This window comes from Paenibacillus gansuensis (assembly GCF_042684925.1).
In the GTDB taxonomy this organism is placed as follows: domain Bacteria; phylum Bacillota; class Bacilli; order Paenibacillales; family DY6; genus Paenibacillus_N; species Paenibacillus_N gansuensis.
In genome coordinates this window covers 130,582-154,062 of the sequence record NZ_JBHUME010000008.1, presented here as the reverse complement: position 1 = coordinate 154,062, position 23,481 = coordinate 130,582, and the positions used below count along the sequence as shown (strand labels likewise).

The window sequence follows — 23,481 nt, the reverse complement described above, 5'->3', positions numbered from 1 at the left end:
CTTATACCTAATACCATGCAAAGGAAGCGGTGTGTTCGTGCAGCAAGCTATTGCAATACTGGATTCCGGCGTGGGCGGTCTGACTGTCGTAAAAGAAGTAATGAGGCAGCTCCCGCAGGAGAAAATCATCTATTTCGGCGACACCGCCCGAACTCCATACGGACCGCGTCCATCAGAAGATGTTGTAAGTTTTACACGGCAGATCGTGGATTACCTGATCCAGTTCTCGCCCAAAATGATTGTTATTGCCTGCAACACGGCTACCGCCGTTGCCCTTGAAGATATCCGTTCCAGAGTAAACATTCCCGTAGTCGGTGTCATTCATCCTGGAGCAAGAGCAGCGATAAAAGCAACCAAGACAGGGATTGTCGGTGTGATCGGGACAGACGGGACCATTCGCAGCGGTGCTTACGAGCATGCGCTTAAGCAAATTGCTCCGCAGCTTCAGGTGGTCAGCCGCGCTTGTCCGGATTTTGTGCCGTTGGTGGAGAAAGGCCAGTTTCGTACATCGCACACGTATAAAGTAGTAGAGCGTGCTCTTTATGATCTCAAAGATAATGCGATGGACTGTCTGATCCTCGGGTGTACGCATTATCCGTTTCTTACAGAAACGATCTCTGAAGTCATGGGTCCGGAAGTTGCGCTTATATCTTCGGCTGATGAAACGGCCAGGGAAATCAGCACCATTTTGTATCAGTCCAATCAGCTGGCTCGCTCGGATGAAACGCCGATACACCAGTTCTTCTGCAGCGGGGAACCGGGCATGTTCCGAAAAATCGCTCAAGACTGGCTGGGCGATCACATTCTGCTTCAACCCGTTGTCTGGCAGTCGCCAAGCATTAGTTAATAAAGTGACTATTGAATAAGTTCGGCCCCGTGACCTGAAGGTTGCGGGGTTTTTATTTACATAAAAGGTAACTGCATCCTTTCAGAAAAGGACGGCGCAGTGTCACAGCCCGGAATACCAGGCAGCAATTTGTCCCAAAGGAATAGGTACTCAACCATTGTCTAACTCGCGCATACTATAATAGGAAGACCTCTTTGAAAGGGGATTGACGATGGGACTCATCCGGACCGACCGGCCATACGGATATCAGGAATGTATGTTGGACCTGAGACGTCTGACGAGACGATATGCTTTTATGAAAGTGGAAACGATAGGACACAGCGCACTGGGAAGGCCGATCCCGGCCGTTAGCATAGGAGAGGGACCGCTGAAGGTTCAATTTAACGGATCCTTTCATGCTAATGAATGGATTACAACGCTTCTGCTAATGAAGTTTGCAGAAGATTACGCCGAGGGGGTTCAATCAGGCCAGCATTTGGAGGGTGTGCCTGCTGTTCGTTTGACTAAAGAGAGTACGCTTTTCATCGTGCCTATGGTGAATCCGGACGGTGTTGAACTTGCGGTGCGCGGCTTGCCGTTCGATCATCCCCGCTTCCATCAACTGCTGGCCTGGAACAACGGTTCAACCGATTTTTCCGGATGGAAAGCCAATGCGAACGGGGTAGATTTAAATGACCAGTTTCCTGCGAATTGGGAAGCGGAGTGTGCCCGGCGGGCGGTCAACAAGCCGGGACCGCGGGATTATGGCGGAACAGCGCCGCTTACGGAGCCCGAGGCCAAAGCAATGGAGGCGTTCACCGACGCTCACCGGTTCGACCGCGTGTTTGCTTTCCATACGCAAGGCAAGGAAATCTACTGGAATTACAGAGGGCTGGAACCGCCGGAATCGGCACCGCTTGTAAAGGAATTCGCATTGGCAAGCGGCTATCAGCCCGTTTCGTTATCGGACAGCGACGCAGGCTTTAAAGACTGGTTCATTCAGAAGTATCGCCGTCCCGGCTTTACGGTAGAAGCGGGTTATGGATCCAATCCGCTGCCGATCGAACAGTTTGACCCCATTTATGACGAGGTGCTGGGTCTTATGCTTAGGGCGCTTGAACCATAGCCCCGTCTTTAGGCGGTGTACATTCGGAACGGAGGGCTGTATAATCAATTCCAAGCCCGAGCAGCACCTTGGCGGACAGGGTGCTTTTTTCCTTTGGTTCATCAATACAAAATCCTGATAAAGAGGTGTATGAGAATGAAACTCAGAAAGCTGTTGTCGTTAAGGCAGTGGGGACATGTTCTTCGCAGAACGGTGAAGCTGGCTTCTTCTCCTGCTATTCCCTTGAAAGAAAAGCTGCTTTTTGCCGTGCCGGCCCTAGTATACTGGGTTATGCCCGATGTGCTTCCTTTTCTGCCGATCGACGATATTGCAGTGACGATGTTCCTTATGAACTGGTTTACAGAACGGATGGAGCGGAAGTACCGGTTGTAATTTTTTGCACAAAGGCCGTTGATCGGTTAGAATATAGCATATTGACGATTTAGACAGGAGTGGCTGATATGCAAGTGAAAATTACACGCAATGCGGCAAAAGTAATTCAGCGCGAATTGGAAAAGGAAGAAAACAAGCACTTGAAACTTCGCGTTTTGATTACCCAATCTCATGGGGACCATGCTCACTATGGTATGGACTTGGACGAGCCTACGGAAAACGATGTAGTCGTTTCAACGGATAAGGGGATCGACGTTGTTCTGAGCAAGGACGAGCCTATGCTGGACGGCGTGAAAATCGATTATTTCTATTTGCCGGAAGAAGGCTTTGCCATTACAAACCCTTCCAAAGGCAACCACGGGGATCACTAAGCCCCGCGCAAGAAGGGAAGCTGCACCATGGCCAACGATATACGCATTTGCGATAAATGCAAGCATATGAAAGTGAAGACGGCGCTGCCGAAGCTTCAGAAGCTGGCGCCCGAAGCGGAGATTAAGGTGGCCTGCAAGTCCTATTGCGGCCCCTGCGCACGGTACGCCTTCGTCTTCATTAACGGCAGGTATGTAACAGCGCCGACGGAAGACGAAGTGATCGAGAAAGCTGCGAAATTTATCAAGAAACGTTAAATACAAGAAGAGCAGGTCCTTGTGGACCTGCTCTTTTGTGTATTTAAGGGGGCCCTTCCATCGCGAAAGGAGCACCGTACCGTTGTGTAAGTGAACATCGGTTGATCATGCCAAGGCCGCCGGCATGCGTGAAGTTTCACGTAACCGGGCACAAATGTTCGTTAAAAAAGCGCAGTACCCGGTTCCAAAATTGCGGGTCTGTTTCCGATGAACTATGCCCGGGTGCCTGGACATACAAATGCTCCGCCCCTGCCAAACGGTGGGAAGCCAGGTAGTCCAGCTCTGCAGACGGGATGTAATCGTCATTGCGCGAATGTACATGCAGGACAGGAACGCTTCCTTGCCTGCGCTTTATGGCGCCGATCAGATCGAACTCTGCGGCCTTGTTCCGGTCAATGCGGCTGCGCCGCAACCAAATTTTCGGGATGATATAAGCGAGCGGGAATTTCGGGAGCCGCAGGCGGGACAGCTCCGAGTAGATCATGGTTTCAATGCGAACAGGCATCGAGTCGGTGACCACGGCCCGGAGCCGGTGCTCGTCCCACAGCGCGGCGACGGTGCCGAAGCCGCCGAGCGAGTGGCCCAGCGCCCCGATCCGTTCCGGATCGATGTCGGGGCGCCGGGTCAGGTAGTCGACGGCGGAGACGAGATCGTCACGGAAGGCCATGCCGGACGGAGCGGGAATGCCGTCGCTTTCGCCATGGCTTCTGGCGTCGTACAGAAGCAGGGCATAGCCCGCATCATACAGCGGACGGGCGTAGCGAAGCACGCGGGAGCGGTTCGAGTTCCAGCCGTGGGCGATGATGATCACCGGCTGTTTCGCCCCGTCAGGGGTTGATGTGCGGGAAGGGACGAACCACCCTTTGAGCGTGGAACCATGGCTTGGAAAGGTGATGTCTTCATAAGGCATATCCGGAACCCTTTCAATCGGCCTGCGCTTGGGAGTCTGGGCTTTGGCCGACAGGCCCCAGAACGCAGCTAAAAGAAGCAGTGCCGCAAGCAGCAGTACGGCAAGTACGGTAAGTAGTACAGTCATTTCCTGATCTCCTTGGTTGAGTGCTATGTTGATGTTGATATATCGCTATACGTAACCTTATCATATTCTGCCTGTAATCCAAAGTACTTTGAGGAAGATTCCGGCTGCAGCTAACATATACTCAAACAGGCAGGAACTAGTTAAGGAGGGCGATTATGGTACAACAACAACCGGCGGGAGCATCCTATCGGGAGCAGGCGCTGTTCGAGCACAAGTTTTGGCTGCAGGTGTTAGGGGATCATGCAAGGTTCATTTATAACGCGTTGTCTCCGAAAGAAACGGCAAGGATTGAGAAAGCCAAACGGTTTATGGAATCTTACGATCAGTATTTGGAGGATGCCAGAAACGGAATTGAAAATGCCCGGTTTCCGGTTTTCAATCAAACTGTCAACCAGCTTACTATGGAGTTTCGGGAGTTCAAGCTCGAATTGCTGCGTGAGCATTTGGCGGGCAAGATTGATATCGGTCTTCCGCCCACTTTCATCAACCACATGGTAAACGAGCTGGATGAGTTTTTAAGGGTTCTGTATCATCTCCTGGCCGGGGAGCTTCCGCCCGTATTTGAGGCGGTTCATCATCATTTGTTGTGGCTGACGGACGCAACCGGCCATGCAGCCGCCGTTGCACAGGAATTAGACCCGGTGGAGAAGCCTCTAATCAACAAAAGCATGCAGTTTGAAAAGCAATTTCAGCAGTACTATCTGAAAGCTGTTGAGCTGGCGGGGTACATGCGGACCAATCTGCAGCAATTTCCTGCCTTATCCAGATTTAATAAGGAAGTAGAGCTGGAGATGCTGTTATTTCGGGAATTCCTTTCGGAAATTGAAGAGATGCGGCTTACGAAGGAAGCCCTCGGCCGTCTGAATCCGCTGCTTCCGGACCATATGGCACGGGAGGAATGTTATTATCTGATGAAGCTGTCCCAAGTGTCGGAAGTAAGCAGCCCGGGGTGTGATCCGACGGCGCCACGGGTGGAAGTGTAAAAGGTATAACATCTTACATTCTTGAGATTCAAAAAAAAAGCTGATCCCACCACAGTCACAGGGATCAGCTTTTAACTTATTTCATCCATCTGCCAGTGCTTTCACGCAGGATCAGTTCTGTCGAAAGCATCAAATGCCGGGATACGTTTCGGCCTTCCAGCAGATCGATGAGCATTTGAGCGGCTTGATAACCGATTTCATATTTGTTTTGGTTGACGGTGGACAAGGTTGGCGAGCAGTAGGAACTAACACTGATGTTATCGAATCCTATGACCGACATATCACCGGGAACGGATTTTCCCAGGCTCTTTAATGCCTGCAGTACGCCTAGAGCCATCAGATCGCTGGCGCAGAACAGCGCGGTCACCTCCGGATGCTGGGAAACCATCCGGTAAGCAGCATCTTTGGCACCGTTCTCCGAGAAGGAGCCGTCCATGACATAGGACGGATTGAAAGGAATGCCTGCAGCGTCCAGCGCCCGCTTAAACCCTTCCAGCCGCTGTATGCTGACATCCGCTTGCGAATGGCCGTTGATCATGCCGATGTTCCGATGGCCGCTGTCAATCAGCTGCTTCACGGCCGCAGTGGAACCCCCGATATTATCTGAAGTCACGTACCCGACATTCTTTCCCTTCAGGGGGATATCAATCAGCACACAAGGGATGGGGGAAGCAACGATTTCCTCCAGATAAGGGTCGTCCAGCCGGATGCCCATAATAATCACGCCGTCCACGCCTCTTTCCTGGCATAGCGACTTATAGGATTTCATCTTCTGCTTCTGCGGGGTTGTGCTGAATAGGACCAGATCGTAATTAAGCTCGCCGGCACGGTCATTCATACCGCATAGCACTTCAAAAGCGATGTTATCCTTGGAACTGTCGCGGGTCACATTAGACAGGAGAAGTCCGAGCGTCTTCGTTTTTTTGGAGATCAGGGACCTGGCGGCCATATTCGGGCTGTAGCCTAACTGATCGGCAATCTCTTTAATTTTTCTTCTTGTATTTTCGTTTACATCATCATAGCCGTTTAAGGCACGGGATACCGTAGTGATCGAAACACCGGCGCTCTTGGCAATATCTTTTATTGTAATCAAAAAGGATTCCTCCGAAACGTTTTCAGGCTTTACATCATTGTAAAGGATATCCACAGGAACGGCAATGGGATAATTTTGTTATAAAAAAAGTGCTTGAAAATGCTTACATCGTGCTCTATAATGAGGTCAAGTTCAACGAAAACGTTTCGGAAACCTCTGTTTTGCCCTCCTTCCTGCTTACATACATACGATTTTGGGGCAAATTTTCTTTTTATCCTTTTTCCAAAACGTTTCGGACAACCGCAGCTATGATACAAGCTGTTTCAACAGAAGATTTGAGGTGCATGATGGATTACCGAGTAATTAAAGAAAATGATTTGTTCCTCATGACGGAGAAGAGCGGGGATATTCCCAAAGGCCAGAGCGCAGGTCATGGTTTGTATACGAAGGATACCCGATTCCTATCCAGGCTGGAAACAGAGTTAAACGGAAAGAAGCTGATCCTGCTTTCTTCGCCTGCAGATGACCATGACGTTCTTACGTTCCGTCTGACCAATCCGCACATGGAACAGGACGGGAATCTGTTGTTATGGAGGGAGTCCGTCGAAGTCATAAGGAAGCGCTTCATCTATCAAGGGGTGCTTTACGAAACCTGCCGGCTTACGAACTACTATCCGAAAGCCGTTACGTTTGAGTTCAGCGTGATGTTTGATGCGGATTTTGCCGATATGTTCGTTGTCAGGGGATATCACGGCGGCAAGACGGGGGACAGAATTCCTACCGTGCATGAGCCGTGCAGCTTCACGCTCGGTTATCTCGGAGCGGACGGACTCAAGAGGACGACCAAAATACAGTGGGATTCGCAGGAGGCACGCCGGAGTAAAGACGGAAAGGTCGATTTTACGCTGACCCTTCACCCGAAAGAGTATAAGGAGATCTCCTTCTTCGTAAGTCCCGGAATTGGCGGTGAGAGCAAGCCTATAATCCCTAAAGAGGAGGCTCTTGCTAAGCTCACGGAAGGTGCTGCTGCCTGGAATAGCGAATGTACCGAGGCCGCGACGGATGTCCCCCTGTTTAACAGCCTATGGGAACGGGGAAAACAGGACTTGCGCGTTCTGCTCACCGATGTGGGGTACGGCATGTTCCCGGTGGCCGGGCTTCCCTGGTTCGCCGTTCCTTTCGGACGGGATAGTCTGATTGCTGCGCTGCAGATGCTGAGCCTCAACCCCGAAATTGCCAAAGGAACACTGCTAACCATGGCTGCATTCCAAGGCACACAGGAAGACGAGTGGAGAGATGAGCAACCGGGCAAAATCATGCATGAACTTCGTTCCGGCGAATTAGCAGCAACGAAGGCGATTCCTTTTACCCCTTACTATGGAACCGTTGACGCTACTCCGCTTTTTCTTCTGCTCGCAGCAGAGTATTACCATTGGACGGCGGATGAGGAGCTGATCCATCGGCTTTTGCCTAATTTGAAGAACGCTTTGGCCTGGATCGAACGGTTCGGTGACGAGGATCAGGATCAGTTTGTCGAGTATTATCAGAAATCTTCCAAAGGGATCGCTAATCAGGGCTGGAAAGATTCCGGGGATTCCATCGTACACGCAAACGGGGACTATGCGCGGGCTCCAATTGCTCTGTCTGAAGTACAGGGATATGTATACCAGGCAAAAACCAGGCTCGCCCCGATCCTTCGCAAAATGGGGCATTTGGAATGGGCTGAGGAGCTGGAGCAGAGCACCAAGGTTCTCCAGGTCCGGTTTAACCGGGAGTTCTGGATGGAGGAGGAGCAGTACTATGCCATCGCCCTGGATCGTGAGAAACGCCAAGTCCGTTCCGTCACATCTAATCCGGGTCATCTTCTAATGTCGGGGATTCTCCCGCCGGAGCGCGCCGATGCCGTAGCCAAGCGGCTTACCGCGCCGGATTTGTTCAGCGGCTACGGTATCCGGACGATGAGCACCGGTTCCGCCGGATACAATCCGATGAGTTATCACAATGGCAGCGTTTGGCCGCACGATAACTCGTTGTGTTTGATGGGGCTCAGTTCCTCCGGCTATGCCGAGGAGAGCAGGATGGTGATGGACGGCCTGATGCAAGCCGCTGTCCATTTTGAGGCGCACCGCCTGCCCGAGCTGTTTTGCGGCTATGAGGCAGGGCTGAACTACCCCGTACCGTACCCCGTCGCCTGCTCGCCGCAGGCATGGGCGGCAGCAACGCCGGTAGTATTCCTGCAGGCTCTGCTCGGCATTCGTCCCGATGCGATGGAGCGTACGATTTCACTTCGTCCCATGCTGCTGACTGGAATGAACGAATTGATTGTGAACGGAATCAAAGCAGGCAAAGGCTCGTTGAGTTTGCGGATTACGAGGGAAGGGGACGGCAGCAGCCCAAAGACGGAGATTTTGTCCAATACGACAGGGTTTGCCGTTTCCTTTCCAGAGATGCTGTCCGCTGTCTCATATAAATGACAATGATTAAGGGAGGTTTTAGGGGAATGAAAAAGACAGGACTTATATTGATTACCCTTATGATGGTATCCGTGTTGGCTCTTGCAGGATGTTCCGGAGGAAACGGCAATAACAGCAGCGCAGGCAAAAATAATACGGCGGGATCTACCAATACCGATGCGGGAACAAATGCACCAACAGAAGAAACAAAGAGTGAGGAACCGGTAACCGTTACACTGGCCGGCTGGGGTTCTTCTCCCGAAGAACAGGAGCTGTTAAATCAGACACTGGCTGAATTCAGTAAGAAATATCCTAACATTAAAGTCAACTATGAAGTCATTGCGGACCAGTACATGGACGTAATCAAAACAAGGCTGATCGGCGGTGAAGCCCCGGATGTGTTCTACCTGGATGCTTTCGAAGCTCCCGCCCTGATTGCAAAAGATGTCATCGAACCGCTTGACGGGTATGTGACTCCTGAATTCGATGTCAACGACTTCGAGCAGCCGCTGCTTGACGCGTTTAAAGTGGACGGCAAAACGTACGGATTCCCTAAAGATTTTTCGACCCTGGCCATGTTCTATAACAAAAAAGATTTCGCGGATGCCGGCATTGCCAATCCCCCTGCAACTTGGGAAGAACTGCAGGAAGCTGCGAAAAAATTGACCAAGAGGGAAGGCGGCAAACTGGTTCGCGCAGGCTTCGGCGTAGCTCCCGAACTTCCGCGCCAGATGTTTATGGCCAAAGCCTTCGAAGGATTGATTACCGATCAGGAAGGTAAGGCATCATTCGCCTCTGAACAAGCCCTGAAAGGCTTGCAACTGGTAGTAGATATGCACAACGTAGATAAATCCTCCGCAGAACCTAAAGAAGTAGGAGCAGGATGGGGCGGCGAGATGTTCGGCCAAGGCAAAGCTTCGATCGTATTTGAAGGAAACTGGGCTATCCCTTACCTGCAAAACAATTTCAAAACTTTGGATTATGGTACAGCGGAGCTTCCTACAGTAAACGGGAAAAAGGGCACGATGGCTTTCACTGTTGCTTATGTCATGAACAAAGCTTCCAAACAGAAAGAAGCGGCATGGACCCTGTTGTCCTATCTGACGGGCAAAGAAGGTATGAAAACATGGACCAGCAAAGGGTTCGCCCTGCCTACACGGAAGTCTGTTGCCGCTGAACTCGGTTTCGATAAGGATCCGGTCCGCTCGGCGCTTGTAACAGGCGGTTCCTACGCCACTCCTTGGCAGGACGGCGTGAATCTCCCAATCATCAATACAAACTTTAACAACCAATTCCTGGATGCATTCTTAGGCAAAACCCCTCTGAAAGATGCGATGGAAAAGGCGCAAAAGACAGCGAACAATGAAATCGCAGCGGCACAATAAGCAGATGAAAAGGAGGGAGGAGCTTCCTCCCTTCTTCTCATTGGGTCGAATCTGACTCGAGGGAGGATAAAGGATGAAACCGAAGTCATCTTGGAAACGTGCGCTGCGCAATACGGCAGCAGGCTACCTTTTCCTGCTTCCGACGATTTTGCTGGTCGGCACTTTCCTGTTTTTACCCGTATTCAGCTCCTTGTATTTATCGTTTCACAAAGTAAATCTACTTGGCGGAGTCAGCTATAAGTTTATCGGATTCGATAACTTCACAAGGATGGCGCATGATGAGCGGGCCTGGATTGCGTTAAAGAATACGGCTTCTTTCGTGCTGCTGGTCGTACCGGCCCAGACGGTGTTGGCTCTGGCTCTAGCCTCCATATTGAATGCGAAGCTTAAATTCAAAAATATGTTCCGCGTTGTTTTTTTCATGCCCACTGTTACCTCTTCCGCAGTACTCACATTGATCTTCATGTGGATATATAACTCCAACGGGCTGTTGAACGAAATTCTGGGCAAGCTTGGATTGCCCACTTACAACTGGCTCGGAGACCCTGCGGTGGCGTTAAAAGGGATCATGATGATGAACGTCTGGTCTACGGCTCCGTTCTTTATGGTGGTATTTCTTGCCGCTCTGCAGGATATTCCGGATGCTCTCCATGAGTCGGCTATGCTCGAAGGCGCGGGCTGGTGGAGAAGGTTTTTCTCCATAACGCTTCCGCTGCTGAAGCCGGCAACCTTTTTTACAGTGATCATGGGTATTATCGGAACCTTCCAGCTGTTTGACCAATCGTATATTTTCTCGGCAGGTTCGGGCGGACCTAACAACTCGACACTTACAGTGGCCCTGCTGATTTACCAGTATGCGTTTAAAAATCTCGATATGGGCTATGCTTCCGCACTTGCAGTTATGCTCGCTGTCGTAATTATGCTCGTAACGCTGATTCAAAGAAAATTATTTTCGGAAGAAAAATTGAACTAAGGAGGAGAGAAGATGCCAACGTCAGGGAAACCATGGGCCAAGTGGATCGTCTACGCACTGCTCTTCCTCTATTCGTGCATTACGGTCGCTCCGTTTCTATGGGCTTTGTCTTCCTCGTTCAAAACGCTGGAGGAAATTGTAGCAGGCGGAATCCACTTCATCCCTAAACATTTTACATTCGATAATTACCTGTACGTGTTTGTGAAAGAACCTTTGTTTTCCCGCTGGCTGTTCAACAGTGTGTTTATCGCCGTTGTAGCTACGGTGTGTAACATTTTGTTCAACTCGATGGCCGGGTATGCCTTGGCTAGGATCGACTTTTTCGGCAATAAAGTGATGTTCTTCCTCATACTTGCGATCCAGATGATTCCGGGCCAATTGACGATCGTACCGGCCTACCTGATTATGAAGGACCTGAATTTACTGAATACGTACGGAGCCTTGACGCTTCCATTGATGGCCAATGCCACCTTTACGTTCATGATGAGGCAGTTCTTCATCAACTTCCCGAAGGAACTGGAGGAAGCTTCCGAAATGGACGGTTTAAGCCGGTTCGGCACGTTCTTCCGGATTGCGCTTCCTTTGGCCGCTCCAGCGCTGGCCGCACAAACGATTTTTGTATTCATGGGAGCCTGGAACGAATTTCTGAAGCCTCTGATGTTCGTGTCCGATAAATCGATGTTTACGCTCACATTGGGCCTGAACACGTTTAAAGGGCAGTATATCAGCTACTGGAATTATATTATGGCGGCATCAATGATTTTTACGCTGCCGGCGTTGTTGATTTACGCTTATTTTAATAAGTTCTTTATTAAGGGGATTACGTTTACGGGCAGTAAATAAGAGCGGTTTAATAGATGAAAAAGGTAAGCCGGATGTTATCCTGGCTTACCTTTTTTGTTTGTCGGGATGGCGTATGGCTGTTATCGCATCGTGGATGATGATTTGATCCGACAAGTTTAAGCGTTTGTCTGCCTCGTCATATCCCGGCTTGCACCTAGCCAGATCCACAGTTTCCCCTGTGGCGTAATCTGTACAAGTCCCGGTCTCGAACATCTGATCCGCGGTAGCATAGTAATAGATGCTTCCGTCCGTGAACGAGTGGTTCCGGAATACAATCAATCGCTCCGGTGAGGTTCCGAACAGGTTATTCCCCATAAAGAATTTGCCCTGAGACGAAAGGCCAAGTAAGTTAAGCAGCGTCGGCGTCATATCCGATTGGCCCGCGACTTCTTTATACTCGCCGGTCGGCTGATCTCCGGGAAGGTGCAGGATCATGGGAACTTGTCCGCGAAGCTTCTGGAACTCTACATCCGTAAGTTCCCGCCCTAAAAATTTCTCAAGCGGCACCTGATCGGTAATGGAATTATCATGATCCCCATACAGAAGGAAGATGGAATTATCCCATAATCCGTCTTGCTTCAGCTTGGCCACGAAAGCGCCCACCGACTGATCGACGTAATGAACGGACTGCAGGTAGTTGCCGAACACGGTCCCCTCGAATTCTCCGGTATCAAGTTCCTGTTTATCCTTCGGTATAGCAAAAGGATGATGGCTCGACAATGTAATTAAAAAGGAGTAGAAGGGCTGCTTCATCTGTTTCATGTAGTCGGCCGACTGCAGCAGGAACGGCTCGTCGCCGATGGACCAGCCTATCTTTTCTGCAGTTTGAAAATCCTGCTTGCTGTAGAAGCGGTCATATCCCATCTTCGGGTACATCGTGTATCTGTTCCAGAAGCTTGGTTCATATGCGTGAAAAACGGCGGTTGAATACCCCGCGGATTTCAGCTGCTGCGGAAGACAGTCGTAGGTATGGCTGGGAAACCTCGTAAAGACCGACCCCGTAGGCAGAGGATGCATAGAGCAGTTGGATAGGAAATCCGCGTCCGAAGTACGTCCTTGACCGGTCTGATGATAATAATTGCTGAAGTACAACGTTTCTTTCAGCAATGCATTCATATTCGGCGTGATTTCTTTACCGCCGATCGATTTCCCGATCATGAAGTTTTGCAGCGCTTCGGCCTGGACGACAATGATATTTTTCCCTTTGTACTTAGCGAACATGGGGTTGTCAGGTCCGAGCTGCCTTTCATGGTTGGAGAACCATGCCCGGATATCTGATAATTGTTTCTCGGTTAAACCCTGCTCTTTGGATAGAACCTTGGTATCCAGGAAGCGGTACACATCCAGCCCGTGAAAACCAAGCAAACCCGTGACATTGTAGGTAGCCACGTTCCACCAGTTGCCGGTAAACAGCCCTTTTGCCCAGGTGCTTGTGGCCACGTGGACGGGAGCGAAAACGCAGGCATAGCCGATGGTGAAGATGATGAGATTAGCCGCGACTTTCCTAAGCAAACGCCGAGGGAAAGGGCGCTGGGCCCCGTAAGAGGCGCTTTGTTTTAGACGCCTGTATGCGTAGATGCCCAGCGGGATAAGCAGCACCAGATCCACGAAGAAAAAGATGTCTTTCATATAAACGATTGTTTCGATCGTGCCGCCAAGCTCTCCAACCTGCTTCGATTGCATCAACACGGGGATCGAAATGAAATCTTGAAAGTACCGGAAGTACACAAGGTCAGAGAAAAACAGAACGGAAACGGCCAAATTCAGAAAGAATAGGGCAAGAATCCGGCCAGCCAGCGGGAGGAAGAATACCCAGAACGACAGGAGAAGAATCGATCCCAAGCCGATCAGCCAGTCCAACGGGCCCATTTTCACCTGCGGGACATTAATGAAAGCATCGAATAAAATGATCTTCCAGAACAGAAGTACGATAAAGATCAGGTAATCCGCAATACGGATTTTGCTCACCGCCCGCACGAAACGGCTGCGCTCTTCCGCACCTGTATAGGTAAAGTTCGATTGCATAAGTTGAATCCTTTCTAATTCCACCACGAACGGGTTAGTCTATCTATTTACAATGTCTTAATAATAAAACATTTAACGGCAAGTATCAAAGCGTGCATTAAGAAGAGCTGGCCTGATAGGGAACTTTCACCATCCATTCGCTAACTGAGTTAGGCGAACTGTATGCGATTTATCAAATTTCACGTCAATTCCACTAGGTTTTGGTAACCAATTTCGCTAATACGCCGCGAGTTTTCCTTATTTTTACCATTTTTTAGCCAATCTGTTTGTAATCATCCATGAATTACCATATGGTGACATGACATGTACGAATTATGGAAATTCAGGGTCGTATGTGCGCATGGTGACCGGCATATGGCCACAAATAAGGAAATTAGACAGCGTAATAAAGTAATTCATTACCAAAGATGGCGGTATGCACGGTAACTATGGGGTTATTCCATACCAGCTCACTAATTACTTAATAAACAAAGGAGGGAGTCCCCATAGCCGAAAACGGTCGGTGAGACACCCTCAATATTGTGCTGCACCTGGTGGCAGAGGCGAATACAGGGGCTGCTCCAGGTCCGGTCCCTTGCGGCCATGGATGCTAAAAAAACCAAGGAACTAACGGGAAAACCCGCTTAGCCCTTGGTTTAAATTTCTCCGCCGTGACTTATTGTGTGCTTGAATCGGTACGCGCAGGGCGGGGAGGCAGCGGACCGAGGAATTGGTACAGGTTACACTCAATACGCCCGTTAAACAATTTCCGTTTCTTGTCCGCTCTTTTCCCGAAATCCTGTTCAAATTCCTTGTTCGGCGAAAGGGCGAAAAACGACCAGGAATCCAGATACAACGCCGATTTTCCGAAATCGCGGACGGCTTTGATCATTTCCGATTCCGTCCCCAAACGCTCTCCGTAAGGAGGGTTCGTAATGATGCATCCGAATTTGCCTTCAGGGCGGATTTTGGACACCGGCAGAGTCTGCAGCTTGATCTCTTTGGCTAAGCCGGCGCTTTTGGCAGCCGCCATCGCTACTTCAATCGCGGACGGATCGATATCCGAGCCGGCAATTTCCAACGGGATGTCGTCCGTCACTGCATCAAACGCTTCCTCCCGTGCATCTTCCCATATCTGCTCCGGGATGGCGGGCCAGCGGTCTGCATTGAAACGGCGCCGCAACCCTGGGGCTATGTTCCATGCGATCATCGCGGCTTCGACCAGGATGGTGCCCGATCCGCAGAACGGGTCGTACAATGGGCGGTGCGGCCCCCAGCGGCTAAGCTGTACCATGGCAGCAGCCATTGTTTCCTTCAGCGGAGCTTCCGTTACGAGTCTGCGATATCCGCGCTTGTGGAGGCCGGGCCCGGTCGTATCCAAAGTAATCATGGCTATATCGTTCAGCAGCCACACCTCGATGACATAACGGGGGCCGTCCTCCTGAAACCACTCGGTCCCGTAAGCCATTTTCAGTTTCTCGACTACTGCCTTCTTTACGATCCCCTGACAGGCAGGCACGCTGGACAATTGGGACTTATGAGACCTGCCTTCTACAGGGAATTCCCCGTCTTCCGGAATCCAGTCCGCCCATGGCATAGCCTTTACCCCTTCGAAGAGCTCGTCAAAGGTGGTTGCAGGAAACTCGCCCATTTTGATCAGCACACGGTCCGAGGTACGCAGCCATAAATTCGCGCGGGCGATATCATGTACGGTTCCGGAAAAGGTAACGCGGCCGTTCTCAGTGCGCACATCTTCGTACCCCAGCTCCTTGAGCTCGCGGGCAACCACGGCTTCAAGCCCCATCGGCGCAGTTGCAATTAATTGTAACGTTGACATGTTATGTATTCACTCCAATTATAGACTTGTCGGCGGCAGCCGTTTACTTGTTTATCGGATAAGGAAATCATACAATCAAGTATAGGTGAAACTAATGACTGTTACAAACGGAGGTTGATTCATAGGATGACTTTATCCCCGGAAGACTATGTGGAATCGGTTTATAAACCGGATGAGGAATTAGAACGGACTGCCCAAGGAATAAGAGATTTAGGAATGCCTGAAATTTCGATCGCTCCTGGATACGGGCGGCTTTTGACGATGCTTGTGAAAATGACAGGATCGAAACGGGTGCTTGAAATCGGTGCGCTCGGAGGATACAGCGGCATTTGCCTGGCGCGAGGGCTCGGCGAAGGCGGCAAGCTCGTCTCTTTGGAACTGCTCCAGCCTTACGCAGATGCAGCGCAGGCGAATTTGGATGCAGCGGGTCTTGGGGACAAGGTGGAGTACAGAGTAGGAGAAGCGCTTCCTAGTCTGGAGCAGCTGGAAAAGGAAGGCGCGCGGTTTGATTTCTTTTTTATCGATGCGGATAAAGAGAACTACCCGAATTATCTGGAATGGGCAATCAAACTGTCTAACCCGGGAGCGGTCATCGCCGGGGACAATGTACTGCTGAGAGGACGTACGACCGATCCGGGTAAGCAGGGGCCTTCGGTGCAGGCAATGCGGCTGTTTAACGAGCGGATGGCTCAAGATCCACGCCTGGACAGCACGATTCTGCCGGCATATGACGGTTTGGCGCTTGCAAGAGTGAAATAACCTGCAGGCTTTATTGTCTGATCGTCACCCGGGTTCCGATTGTGACCAGTTTAGACAGAGCTGTTACATCTTCGTTGTACATCCGGATACATCCTTTGGATACCTGTTTGCCGATGGAGGACGGATTGTTCGTGCCGTGGATCCCGTACCCTTTGCGGGAAAGCCCCATCCAGAACACGCCGTAAGGCCCTCCCGGGTTAGGGGCTTTATTGATGATCGTATATTCGCCTGTCGGTGTTGCACTAAGTATTTTACCGACCCCGACGGGAAAAGCTCTTTTCACGATATTTCCGTCCAGCAGATACAGTCTGCGGTCGGATAAATCCACGATAATCCTGTATTTTGGCATGATGATGGACTCCCTTCCTATTCGCTGCGGTTACTTATGTATATCCGCCCTGAAATGGAAGGGTTACTCTTATAGGCAATAACCCCCTTCGAAGGGCTCACAGAGAGCCCTTCGAAGGGGGTTATTTATTTTATTTTATGATGGGGAGCTCCTGTTCACCTTTCGTCCGCGGACGAGCGTGCTCCACACCCATAGCACGTTCAACAACAGTAAAACAGCCGAAATCAGAAAAATTCCCCGGATTCCCATGAAACCCGCCAGCAGCCCGCCCACTACCGGGCCGGCCATATTCCCAAGGCTCATTGCGCTGCTGTTGAAACTGTAGGCGCGGCTGTCCATTCCTTTTGGCGTGAACTTGCCGATCAACGCATTGATGGAAGGGAGCATGCCTCCCATACAGATGCCCAAGAGGAATCGGGCAAGCATCAACTGCCAGACCGTGCCGATGAACGCCTGCGGGATAAAGAACACGGCCGCCCCAACGAGGGATAGGGTTAACACCTTTTCCGCGCCGAGTTTGTCGCTTACTTTTCCCAGAAGGGGGGAAGCGATCATATTGGACATACCGGGCATCGACCCTACAAGGCCGGCATAAAAGGCTACGTCCGCAGGGTTGCTGTGCAGCTCCTGAACAAACAAAGGCACAAGCGGCATCGAGTTCTGCATGGAAAATTGAAGCAATACGGTCACTGCGAACAAAGCCGGGAGCTGCGGGATTTGTTTCAGTTCCTGCCAGCCTTGAAACACGGAGATCGGAACATGTTCCTTCGCTTCTTCCCGGCTGAATTCTTCTTTGACGATCAGCATAGCTAGAAGCGAAGCTGCAAAAATACAAGCTCCCGTAATATAAAAGATTGGCCTGTAACCGACTGCATTCGCCACCACGCCTCCGATGAAGGGCCCGAGTATCGTACCCGCCACAGCACCGGACTGGAGCGTTCCCATCACAAACCCCCGGTGTTCTTTGGGAGTGGAAGCAGCCATCAGGGAAACGGCCGCGGGGTTAAACCCTGAAATCGTACCGTTGATCAAGCGGAGAAATAACAGATGCCACGCATTCATCGCGAAACCCATCAGCGTCATGACAATAGCCATGCCGAATCCAGAGCGGAGCAGCATCACCTTGCGGCCGTATTTATCCGATAATTTCCCCCATAGAGGCTGAAACAGGAAGGACGTCACAAAATTTCCGGCAAAAATAATTCCCGCCCAAAACGTAATTTCCTCTTTATTATGAAGCCCTAATTCCTGCAGATACAGCGGCAGGAAAGGGATGATCATCGTCATGCCGCCCATTACCAGAAACAAGCCGATCCATAATACAGCCAAGTTCAGTTTCCATTGTGCCATGTGCAAATCCTTCTTTCTTTGGGTCGTCCGGTCCGTTAGTTCAGATTAAAGTATAGCATAACCTGATCTTACCCAATAATCAGAAGGAAGCCTTACCTGCCTTGGGGAGCTGTTCCGGAGCAGCGCCGCTCCGTCTCCATAGGAAGCCGAGAAGTACTGCTGCCGTTGCTGCTATGGCGGCAAAATAGAAGCCTCCCGCCAAGGAAAAGCTTTCATTGATCCAGCCGGCAATGAACGGGCCGCCGAACATCCCGAGCGCATATACGGCTTGATAGAACCCCATAGCGGTAGCCCGCTGTTCCTGATCGACTGTTCGGATAGCCAATGCCATTAACAAAGGCAGATGCAGCCCTTGGGCAAAGCCATTCAAAGCCTGCGTCAACATCAGGGTACCGAGCGTACGCGTGAATGGGATGGCAAGAGTGCAGATGCTGCTTAAGGCAAATCCGATAAGGAGTACTCTCCATACCCCGAAGCGGGGCGCCAGCCATCTTCCCGTATACAGGGAAGCAAGGGCATGGGGGACCATGAACGCGAATGAAACGAGACTGAGATCGTTTTTGGAAGCACCCAATCCAAGAGCATAAGAAGGCGTAAAGCCGAACATCGTAACAAAAAGGACAATGTGCGCAAGAATGGAAAGCACGGAAGCTTTCAGCAGCGCCGGCTCCTTCATGACTAGTGTCAGATCGCGTGCCCGAATCGGTTCCCGGTATACTCCTTCACGGGGCTCGTAAATGCCAAAGGCGGCTGCCAGACCGATCAGGCCAATGACAGCTCCTGTCCAGAAGGCTGCGTTCCAACCGTAGGAACCGGCCAGCCATCCGCTTGCGACCATGCCGGCGCATTGGCCTGCTACCGTTAAGAAGGAGATCGTTCCCATCGCGTGTGTGGTCTGCTCTTTGGCGAAGTAGCCCGCATACAGTACAGTGAAGGCAACCCAGGACGATGCGGCCACACCGGACATGGCCCTGCCGGCGAGTGCCCAGCCGGGATCAGCGCCCGCCGCAAACAGGATACAACTGAGTGTAACTGTAATCATTCCAAGAAGAATATAGGGCTTCCTCACGCGCATCCGGTCGGATAAGATCCCTAACGGCAGCCGAATCAGAATCTGCATAAAGCCGTAGCTTCCAAGCACAATACCAACGTAAAAGTAGGATATGTGCATAGATTCCAGGTAAGGCGAAAGAATCGGCACATAAATATAAAGGGAAATCCAATACATCAGCGTCACGAAAATAAAGAGCAGATGATGTTTTCGGGCCATAGTCAGGTCTCCTCAATAAGGTATAGATATGGTTGTTATTGGAAAAATGATGTGATATGATGTACCCTAACCTTATCATGAATCGTTGCTGAACGGGAGAGTACTTGCGATGGATTCGGAACAGCGAGCCGGGAAGAGTGGAAGCCGGCCCGAGCCGCGCAGGGAACCGCACCCGGGAGATGGCCGTCTGAACTTAGTAGGACGGTCCGGCCGACACCGTTATCGTTTAAGCGGATGAACGTTCTGCTCTTACCGGCATGATACGTTCATCACAAAGAGTGGTACCGCGGGAACAGCTCTCGTCTCTTTTTTGAGACGAGGGCTTTTTTTGTTGATGGATGGCGGTTCTGATATGAAACAGAGGAGGCATTGAAATGAAATATGTAAGCAGAGATGTCCTGGAAACCATTGCTGAAAAACTGGCCGGCCTTATCGGCTTCACGCAGGAGGAAACGGCACGGTTGCTGGAGGTGCCGCAGGATACCGGTTTCGGGGATGCGGCGCTCCCTTGTTTTTCATTGGCGAAACAGCTTAAAAAACCGCCGCAGCTAATCGCTTCGCAGATCGCCGAAGCTTGGAATGATGCCCAAATCAAAGCGGACACAGCGGGAGGGTATGTTAATTTCAGACTGAACAGGCAAGCTTTTACCGCCCAATGGGTCCATAGAGTGAACGAGGAGGGCTTCGGGTCTTCCCAGTCCGGCCAAGGCCGCAGAGTCATTATTGATATGTCCTCGCCCAACATCGCCAAACCGTTTGGCATCGGCCATCTCCGGTCCACGATGATCGGGAACGCGCTGTACAGGTTGTATACTGCTGCGGGGTATGATGCGGTCCGGGTAAACCATCTGGGAGACTGGGGGACGCAGTTTGGCAAACAAATTACAGCCTATCAACGGTGGGGAGATCCGAAACGCCTTACAAGCTATACGATTCAGGATTGTCTCGATCTTTATGTCAAATTTCACGAAGAAGCGGACCATGACCCCACTCTTGAAGCGGAAGCGAGGGATTGGTTCCGGCGCCTGGAGCAAGGAGATGAAGAAGCTGTGCAGTTGTGGCGTTTCTTTGTTGACCTTAGTCTCGAGGAATTTAAGAGGATGTACAAAGTGCTCGGGGTAGAGTTTGACGAATACCTGGGAGAAAGCTTCTATAATGACAAAATAGGTGCCGTCATCCAGAATCTTAAAGACAAACAGCTGCTGGAGGAAAGCGACGGGGCGATGGTAGTCAGGCTTAGGGAGAATATCCCGCCATGCCTTATTTTGAAATCGGACGGAACGACAATCTACCCTGCCCGGGATCTGGCCACGGCCATCTACCGCCGCGAGACGATGAAAGGAGATTTGCTGCTTTATGTAGTGGGCTCTGAGCAATCTCTTCATTTTACACAAGTATTTGAAGTATTAAAGCGGATGGGACATACTTGGGCGCGGGACTGCCGCCATGTCGCGTTCGGGCTGATGAAATTCGAAGGGAAAAAGATGTCGACACGCCGCGGAAGAGTTATTTTTCTGGAAGATGTACTTAAAGAAGCGGTTCAGCATGCCCTTGAAATATTGGAACACAAACGCCCGGATCTAGAAAACAAGGCGGAAACGGCGGAGGCCATCGGGATCGGTGCGATCATTTTTGCCGACCTGAAAAATTACAGGTTGAACGAGATTGATTTCTCCATGCAAGACGCCCTGAACTTCGACGGGGAAACGGGACCCTATCTTCAGTATACGTATGTGCGGACCCGGAGTCTTTTGGAAAAGGAGGGACATGGAGCCGGCGCGGGAGATATGGCTGCGGACCCTGCTTATTTGGCTGGCGATCACACATGGCACTTGCTGAAGACGCTGCATTACTACCCGGACCAAATCGAACGGGCCGTAGAAACGAACGATCCTTCTCTTTTAGCCAAATATCTTATCGACACAGCCCATGCGTTCAATAGATTCTATGCAAACGAGCGGATTCTGTCCGAACTTGAGGCGGAGAAGGAAACGAAGCTTCTTTTGGTCCGGGCCACAGCTCATGTGCTTGCACATGGCATGGATTTGCTGGGATTGAAAACGCCTGCCCGTATGTAGAAGACGGAAAGCCGCAACGGATCTGCTGTGAACTGTCAAACATTTGTCAAACTATAAAAATTCGCTCAGTTGTTTCCCCCTTTCAAAAAGGGCATAATGTTAGGTATCAGAAATTGCGAGAAACAAGGAGCTGCTCTACTATGAACTATCGTGACGATTTTATCCGTGCCTGCCGTAAACAGGAAGTTGACAGGCTGCCGGTTTGGTATATGCGGCAAGCGGGCCGTTATGACCCGGATTACCGCAAAATTAAAGAAAACTATTCGCTGCTGGAGATCTGCAAACAACCCGAGCTGGCAGCAGAAGTTACCTTAATGCCGGTGAAGAAGCTGGATGTGGACGCAGCTATTTTATATTCCGATATTATGAATCCGGTGGCTTCTATCGGTATTGATTTTGATATTGTCAAAAATATCGGTCCGGTTATTCACAACCCGATTCGGACCGCAGCGGATGTGGAACGCCTTCGCCCGATCGACGTAGAAGGGGATCTTCCGCATATTATGGAAACGATCCGGATCCTCGACCGCGAACTGGACCGTCCATTAATCACGTTTGCCGGCGCGCCATTTACCATTGCCAGTTACCTGATTGAAGGCCGTCCTTCCAAAAATTATTTGCGCACAAAAGAAATGATGTACAGCGAACCGGAACTGTGGCATTCGCTGATGGCGAAGCTTGGCGATATGGTAACGACTTACCTGCGCGCCCAGATCGGTGCGGGAGCGAAGGCCGTCCAGTTGTTCGACAGCTGGGTAGGAGCCCTTTCGCCGGCGGATTTCCGGACGTTTGTGCTGCCTACTATTCAACGGATTTTTGAAGGCATCTCCGATCTGGATCAGCCGAAAATCTACTTCCCGGGCGTCTCTTCCGGCGAACTGCTTCCGGCCTTGCACGATCTGAAAGCGGACGTTATCGGGCTGGACTGGAGAGTATCCATCGCAGAAGGCAGACGCAGGGTAGGAGATAAGTTTGCCGTTCAGGGCAATCTGGATCCAACGGTATTAATGGGGCCGATGTCCGTCATTGAGAAGTATGCCAAGGAGATTATGGATCAAGGTATGGAGCGCCCGGGGTTCGTGTTTAACCTCGGACACGGCCTGTTCCCGGAAGCATCCCTTGATAAGCTGAGAGACTTGACCTCATATATTCATGAGTACTCTTCCTCCGTTCTTTCCAAAGCGCGTGCCTGAGCTGCAACGTAACCTTGATAGAGTAGAAAGAAGGTTTTGCTGATGGATCATCAGAAACAGAAAATAGGCGTACTAGTCATGTCTTATGGAACACCCGAAAGCCTGGATCAGGTTGAGGCTTATTATACGCATATCCGCAGAGGCAGCCCGCCAAGCCCCGAGCAGCTGAAAGAACTGACTGACCGTTATGAGGCGATTGTCGGCGGGTTTTTCCCGCTGCGTGAAAATACGAACAGACAAGTGCAGGCGCTGGAAGAAACGCTGAACCGGTTATATCCCGAGCACGAATTCGTCTGCTATCAAGGTTTGAAGCATGCGGCGCCATATGTGGAAGACGGTGTGCGCCAAATGGCTGAGGACGGCATCCGGCAGGCGGTTGGCGTTGTGCTGGCTCCGCATTATTCCGTGATGAGCGTAGGCGGTTATATGAAACGTGCGCAGGAGACGGCGGATTCCGTTGGACTTCCGATTTCTTATGTGAAAAGTTATCATCTGCATCCTTCCCTGATTGAAGCTCTGACGGAGCGGGTCGTAAACATGCTGGAGAAGTTTCCCGACCGCGAAGCAAACCCGGTTCGTGTCCTGTTCTCTGCGCACAGCCTGCCTGAGAAAATTCTGGAAATGCGGGATCCGTATCCGCAGCAAATGATGGAAACTTCCGAGGCCATAGCGGCAAAAGCGGGGATTAGCAGCTGGCAGTTTTCCTGGCAGAGCGCCGGACAGACGGCAATGCCATGGCTGGGACCGGATATTCTGGATACCTTAAAAGCGTTGAAAGACGAAGGGGTACGCAATGTGCTCGTATGCCCGATCGGTTTTGTGTCGGATCATCTGGAAGTGCTGTACGATCTGGATATTGAAGCACAGAATGTGGCCCGTGAGCTTGGATTGCATCTAGAGCGTACGCCGAGCCTGAACACAGACCCGCGCTATATGGAAACATTGGCGGACGTTGTAGTAAGCAAGTGGAAAGAAGGCGTGTAAC

At 50.9% G+C, this 23,481-nt stretch carries 21 protein-coding genes and 1 other annotated feature; of the genes, 14 read left to right on the top strand and 7 right to left on the bottom strand.

From position 1 onward, the window contains the following. Nucleotides 1-37 precede the first annotated feature (37 nt). The 5 genes from racE to ACFSUF_RS12805 all read left to right on the top strand — a co-directional run bounded on the left by racE (nt 38) and on the right by ACFSUF_RS12805 (nt 2,950). Nucleotides 38-847 carry a glutamate racemase gene (gene racE, locus ACFSUF_RS12825; RefSeq protein WP_377603306.1) on the top strand — a complete coding sequence of 270 codons (810 nt, stop codon included), beginning with the start codon at nt 38-40 and terminating at the stop codon, nt 845-847. 211 nt (nt 848-1,058) lie between these two features. Further along, nucleotides 1,059-1,952, top strand: a complete 894-nt coding sequence (locus tag ACFSUF_RS12820; RefSeq protein ID WP_377603305.1) for a M14 family metallopeptidase — start codon at nt 1,059-1,061, stop codon at nt 1,950-1,952. Nucleotides 1,953-2,087: 135 nt separating this feature from the next. Beyond that, nucleotides 2,088-2,324: a hypothetical protein gene (locus ACFSUF_RS12815; protein WP_377603304.1), complete on the top strand. Its 237-nt coding sequence runs from the start codon at nt 2,088-2,090 to the stop codon at nt 2,322-2,324. Between the two features lie 68 nt (nt 2,325-2,392). Then, nucleotides 2,393-2,695 carry a HesB/IscA family protein gene (locus tag ACFSUF_RS12810; RefSeq protein ID WP_377603303.1) on the top strand — a complete coding sequence of 101 codons (303 nt, stop codon included), beginning with the start codon at nt 2,393-2,395 and terminating at the stop codon, nt 2,693-2,695. 27 nt (nt 2,696-2,722) lie between these two features. Then, the gene (locus ACFSUF_RS12805) at nt 2,723-2,950 is read left to right on the top strand and encodes a DUF1450 domain-containing protein (protein WP_377603302.1); all 228 of its coding nucleotides are present in this window, start codon (nt 2,723-2,725) and stop codon (nt 2,948-2,950) included. Nucleotides 2,951-3,086: 136 nt separating this feature from the next. Here ACFSUF_RS12805 and ACFSUF_RS12800 read toward each other — a convergent pair whose 3' ends face one another. Continuing rightward, nucleotides 3,087-3,986, bottom strand: a complete 900-nt coding sequence (locus ACFSUF_RS12800) for an alpha/beta hydrolase (protein WP_377603301.1) — start codon at nt 3,984-3,986, stop codon at nt 3,087-3,089. 155 nt (nt 3,987-4,141) lie between these two features. Here ACFSUF_RS12800 and ACFSUF_RS12795 point away from each other — a divergent pair, with 155 nt between their 5' ends. Continuing rightward, the gene (locus ACFSUF_RS12795; protein WP_377603300.1) at nt 4,142-4,969 is read left to right on the top strand and encodes a DUF2935 domain-containing protein; all 828 of its coding nucleotides are present in this window, start codon (nt 4,142-4,144) and stop codon (nt 4,967-4,969) included. Between the two features lie 76 nt (nt 4,970-5,045). Here the strand turns inward: ACFSUF_RS12795 and ACFSUF_RS12790 are convergent, their stop codons facing one another. Continuing rightward, nucleotides 5,046-6,062, bottom strand: coding sequence for a LacI family DNA-binding transcriptional regulator (locus tag ACFSUF_RS12790; protein ID WP_377603299.1), 1,017 nt, complete (start codon nt 6,060-6,062; stop codon nt 5,046-5,048). 287 nt (nt 6,063-6,349) lie between these two features. On the opposite strand from ACFSUF_RS12790, the gene ACFSUF_RS12785 reads away from it, so the two are divergent. From ACFSUF_RS12785 to ACFSUF_RS12770, 4 genes are all read left to right on the top strand, one after another. Beyond that, nucleotides 6,350-8,476, top strand: coding sequence for an amylo-alpha-1,6-glucosidase (locus ACFSUF_RS12785; RefSeq protein WP_377603878.1), 2,127 nt, complete (start codon nt 6,350-6,352; stop codon nt 8,474-8,476). A gap of 26 nt (nt 8,477-8,502) precedes the next feature. Continuing rightward, nucleotides 8,503-9,840 (top strand): ABC transporter substrate-binding protein, encoded by a 1,338-nt coding sequence (locus ACFSUF_RS12780; protein ID WP_377603298.1) that lies wholly within the window; start codon nt 8,503-8,505, stop codon nt 9,838-9,840. A gap of 73 nt (nt 9,841-9,913) precedes the next feature. Continuing rightward, nucleotides 9,914-10,813: a carbohydrate ABC transporter permease gene (locus tag ACFSUF_RS12775; protein WP_377603297.1), complete on the top strand. Its 900-nt coding sequence runs from the start codon at nt 9,914-9,916 to the stop codon at nt 10,811-10,813. Between the two features lie 12 nt (nt 10,814-10,825). Next, entirely contained in the window at nt 10,826-11,656 is an 831-nt protein-coding gene (locus tag ACFSUF_RS12770) for a carbohydrate ABC transporter permease (protein WP_377603296.1), read from the top strand. Between the two features lie 45 nt (nt 11,657-11,701). Here ACFSUF_RS12770 and ACFSUF_RS12765 read toward each other — a convergent pair whose 3' ends face one another. Beyond that, nucleotides 11,702-13,681, bottom strand: a complete 1,980-nt coding sequence (locus tag ACFSUF_RS12765; protein WP_377603295.1) for an LTA synthase family protein — start codon at nt 13,679-13,681, stop codon at nt 11,702-11,704. 655 nt (nt 13,682-14,336) lie between these two features. Then, nucleotides 14,337-15,497: a THUMP domain-containing class I SAM-dependent RNA methyltransferase gene (locus tag ACFSUF_RS12760; RefSeq protein ID WP_377603294.1), complete on the bottom strand. Its 1,161-nt coding sequence runs from the start codon at nt 15,495-15,497 to the stop codon at nt 14,337-14,339. A 126-nt stretch (nt 15,498-15,623) separates the two neighbouring features. On the opposite strand from ACFSUF_RS12760, the gene ACFSUF_RS12755 reads away from it, so the two are divergent. Continuing rightward, on the top strand, nt 15,624-16,256 hold the full coding sequence (locus ACFSUF_RS12755) for an O-methyltransferase (protein ID WP_377603293.1): 633 nt from the start codon (nt 15,624-15,626) through the stop codon (nt 16,254-16,256). A gap of 10 nt (nt 16,257-16,266) precedes the next feature. Here ACFSUF_RS12755 and ACFSUF_RS12750 read toward each other — a convergent pair whose 3' ends face one another. The 3 genes from ACFSUF_RS12750 to ACFSUF_RS12740 form a co-directional block, all read right to left on the bottom strand. Continuing rightward, nucleotides 16,267-16,605, bottom strand: coding sequence for a L,D-transpeptidase (locus ACFSUF_RS12750; protein WP_377603292.1), 339 nt, complete (start codon nt 16,603-16,605; stop codon nt 16,267-16,269). A 135-nt stretch (nt 16,606-16,740) separates the two neighbouring features. Then, complete coding sequence (locus ACFSUF_RS12745; RefSeq protein ID WP_377603291.1) at nt 16,741-17,955, bottom strand: MFS transporter; 1,215 nt, start codon at nt 17,953-17,955, stop codon at nt 16,741-16,743. A 79-nt stretch (nt 17,956-18,034) separates the two neighbouring features. After that, nucleotides 18,035-19,225 (bottom strand): MFS transporter, encoded by a 1,191-nt coding sequence (locus ACFSUF_RS12740; protein ID WP_377603290.1) that lies wholly within the window; start codon nt 19,223-19,225, stop codon nt 18,035-18,037. 79 nt (nt 19,226-19,304) lie between these two features. Then, nucleotides 19,305-19,535, top strand: a binding site (T-box leader). A 64-nt stretch (nt 19,536-19,599) separates the two neighbouring features. On the opposite strand from ACFSUF_RS12740, the gene argS reads away from it, so the two are divergent. The 3 genes from argS to hemH all read left to right on the top strand — a co-directional run bounded on the left by argS (nt 19,600) and on the right by hemH (nt 23,480). Next, nucleotides 19,600-21,303: an arginine--tRNA ligase gene (gene argS, locus ACFSUF_RS12735; protein ID WP_377603289.1), complete on the top strand. Its 1,704-nt coding sequence runs from the start codon at nt 19,600-19,602 to the stop codon at nt 21,301-21,303. A 140-nt stretch (nt 21,304-21,443) separates the two neighbouring features. After that, on the top strand, nt 21,444-22,496 hold the full coding sequence (gene hemE / locus ACFSUF_RS12730) for a uroporphyrinogen decarboxylase (protein ID WP_377603288.1): 1,053 nt from the start codon (nt 21,444-21,446) through the stop codon (nt 22,494-22,496). A 42-nt stretch (nt 22,497-22,538) separates the two neighbouring features. Continuing rightward, complete coding sequence (hemH, locus tag ACFSUF_RS12725; RefSeq protein ID WP_377603287.1) at nt 22,539-23,480, top strand: ferrochelatase; 942 nt, start codon at nt 22,539-22,541, stop codon at nt 23,478-23,480. Nucleotide 23,481 lies beyond the last annotated feature (1 nt).

Coding starts and splice junctions, on each gene's coding strand:
- ACFSUF_RS12820 (WP_377603305.1), top strand. CDS start 1,059: ATGGGACTCATCCGGACCGACCGGCCATACGGATATCAGGAATGTATG.
- ACFSUF_RS12815 (WP_377603304.1), top strand. CDS start 2,088: ATGAAACTCAGAAAGCTGTTGTCGTTAAGGCAGTGGGGACATGTTCTT.
- ACFSUF_RS12810 (WP_377603303.1), top strand. CDS start 2,393: ATGCAAGTGAAAATTACACGCAATGCGGCAAAAGTAATTCAGCGCGAA.
- ACFSUF_RS12805 (WP_377603302.1), top strand. CDS start 2,723: ATGGCCAACGATATACGCATTTGCGATAAATGCAAGCATATGAAAGTG.
- ACFSUF_RS12800 (WP_377603301.1), bottom strand. CDS start 3,986: ATGACTGTACTACTTACCGTACTTGCCGTACTGCTGCTTGCGGCACTG.
- ACFSUF_RS12795 (WP_377603300.1), top strand. CDS start 4,142: ATGGTACAACAACAACCGGCGGGAGCATCCTATCGGGAGCAGGCGCTG.
- ACFSUF_RS12785 (WP_377603878.1), top strand. CDS start 6,350: ATGGATTACCGAGTAATTAAAGAAAATGATTTGTTCCTCATGACGGAG.
- ACFSUF_RS12780 (WP_377603298.1), top strand. CDS start 8,503: ATGAAAAAGACAGGACTTATATTGATTACCCTTATGATGGTATCCGTG.
- ACFSUF_RS12775 (WP_377603297.1), top strand. CDS start 9,914: ATGAAACCGAAGTCATCTTGGAAACGTGCGCTGCGCAATACGGCAGCA.
- ACFSUF_RS12770 (WP_377603296.1), top strand. CDS start 10,826: ATGCCAACGTCAGGGAAACCATGGGCCAAGTGGATCGTCTACGCACTG.
- ACFSUF_RS12765 (WP_377603295.1), bottom strand. CDS start 13,681: ATGCAATCGAACTTTACCTATACAGGTGCGGAAGAGCGCAGCCGTTTC.
- ACFSUF_RS12760 (WP_377603294.1), bottom strand. CDS start 15,497: ATGTCAACGTTACAATTAATTGCAACTGCGCCGATGGGGCTTGAAGCC.
- ACFSUF_RS12755 (WP_377603293.1), top strand. CDS start 15,624: ATGACTTTATCCCCGGAAGACTATGTGGAATCGGTTTATAAACCGGAT.
- ACFSUF_RS12750 (WP_377603292.1), bottom strand. CDS start 16,605: ATGCCAAAATACAGGATTATCGTGGATTTATCCGACCGCAGACTGTAT.
- ACFSUF_RS12745 (WP_377603291.1), bottom strand. CDS start 17,955: ATGGCACAATGGAAACTGAACTTGGCTGTATTATGGATCGGCTTGTTT.
- ACFSUF_RS12740 (WP_377603290.1), bottom strand. CDS start 19,225: ATGGCCCGAAAACATCATCTGCTCTTTATTTTCGTGACGCTGATGTAT.
- argS (WP_377603289.1), top strand. CDS start 19,600: ATGAAATATGTAAGCAGAGATGTCCTGGAAACCATTGCTGAAAAACTG.
- hemE (WP_377603288.1), top strand. CDS start 21,444: ATGAACTATCGTGACGATTTTATCCGTGCCTGCCGTAAACAGGAAGTT.
- hemH (WP_377603287.1), top strand. CDS start 22,539: ATGGATCATCAGAAACAGAAAATAGGCGTACTAGTCATGTCTTATGGA.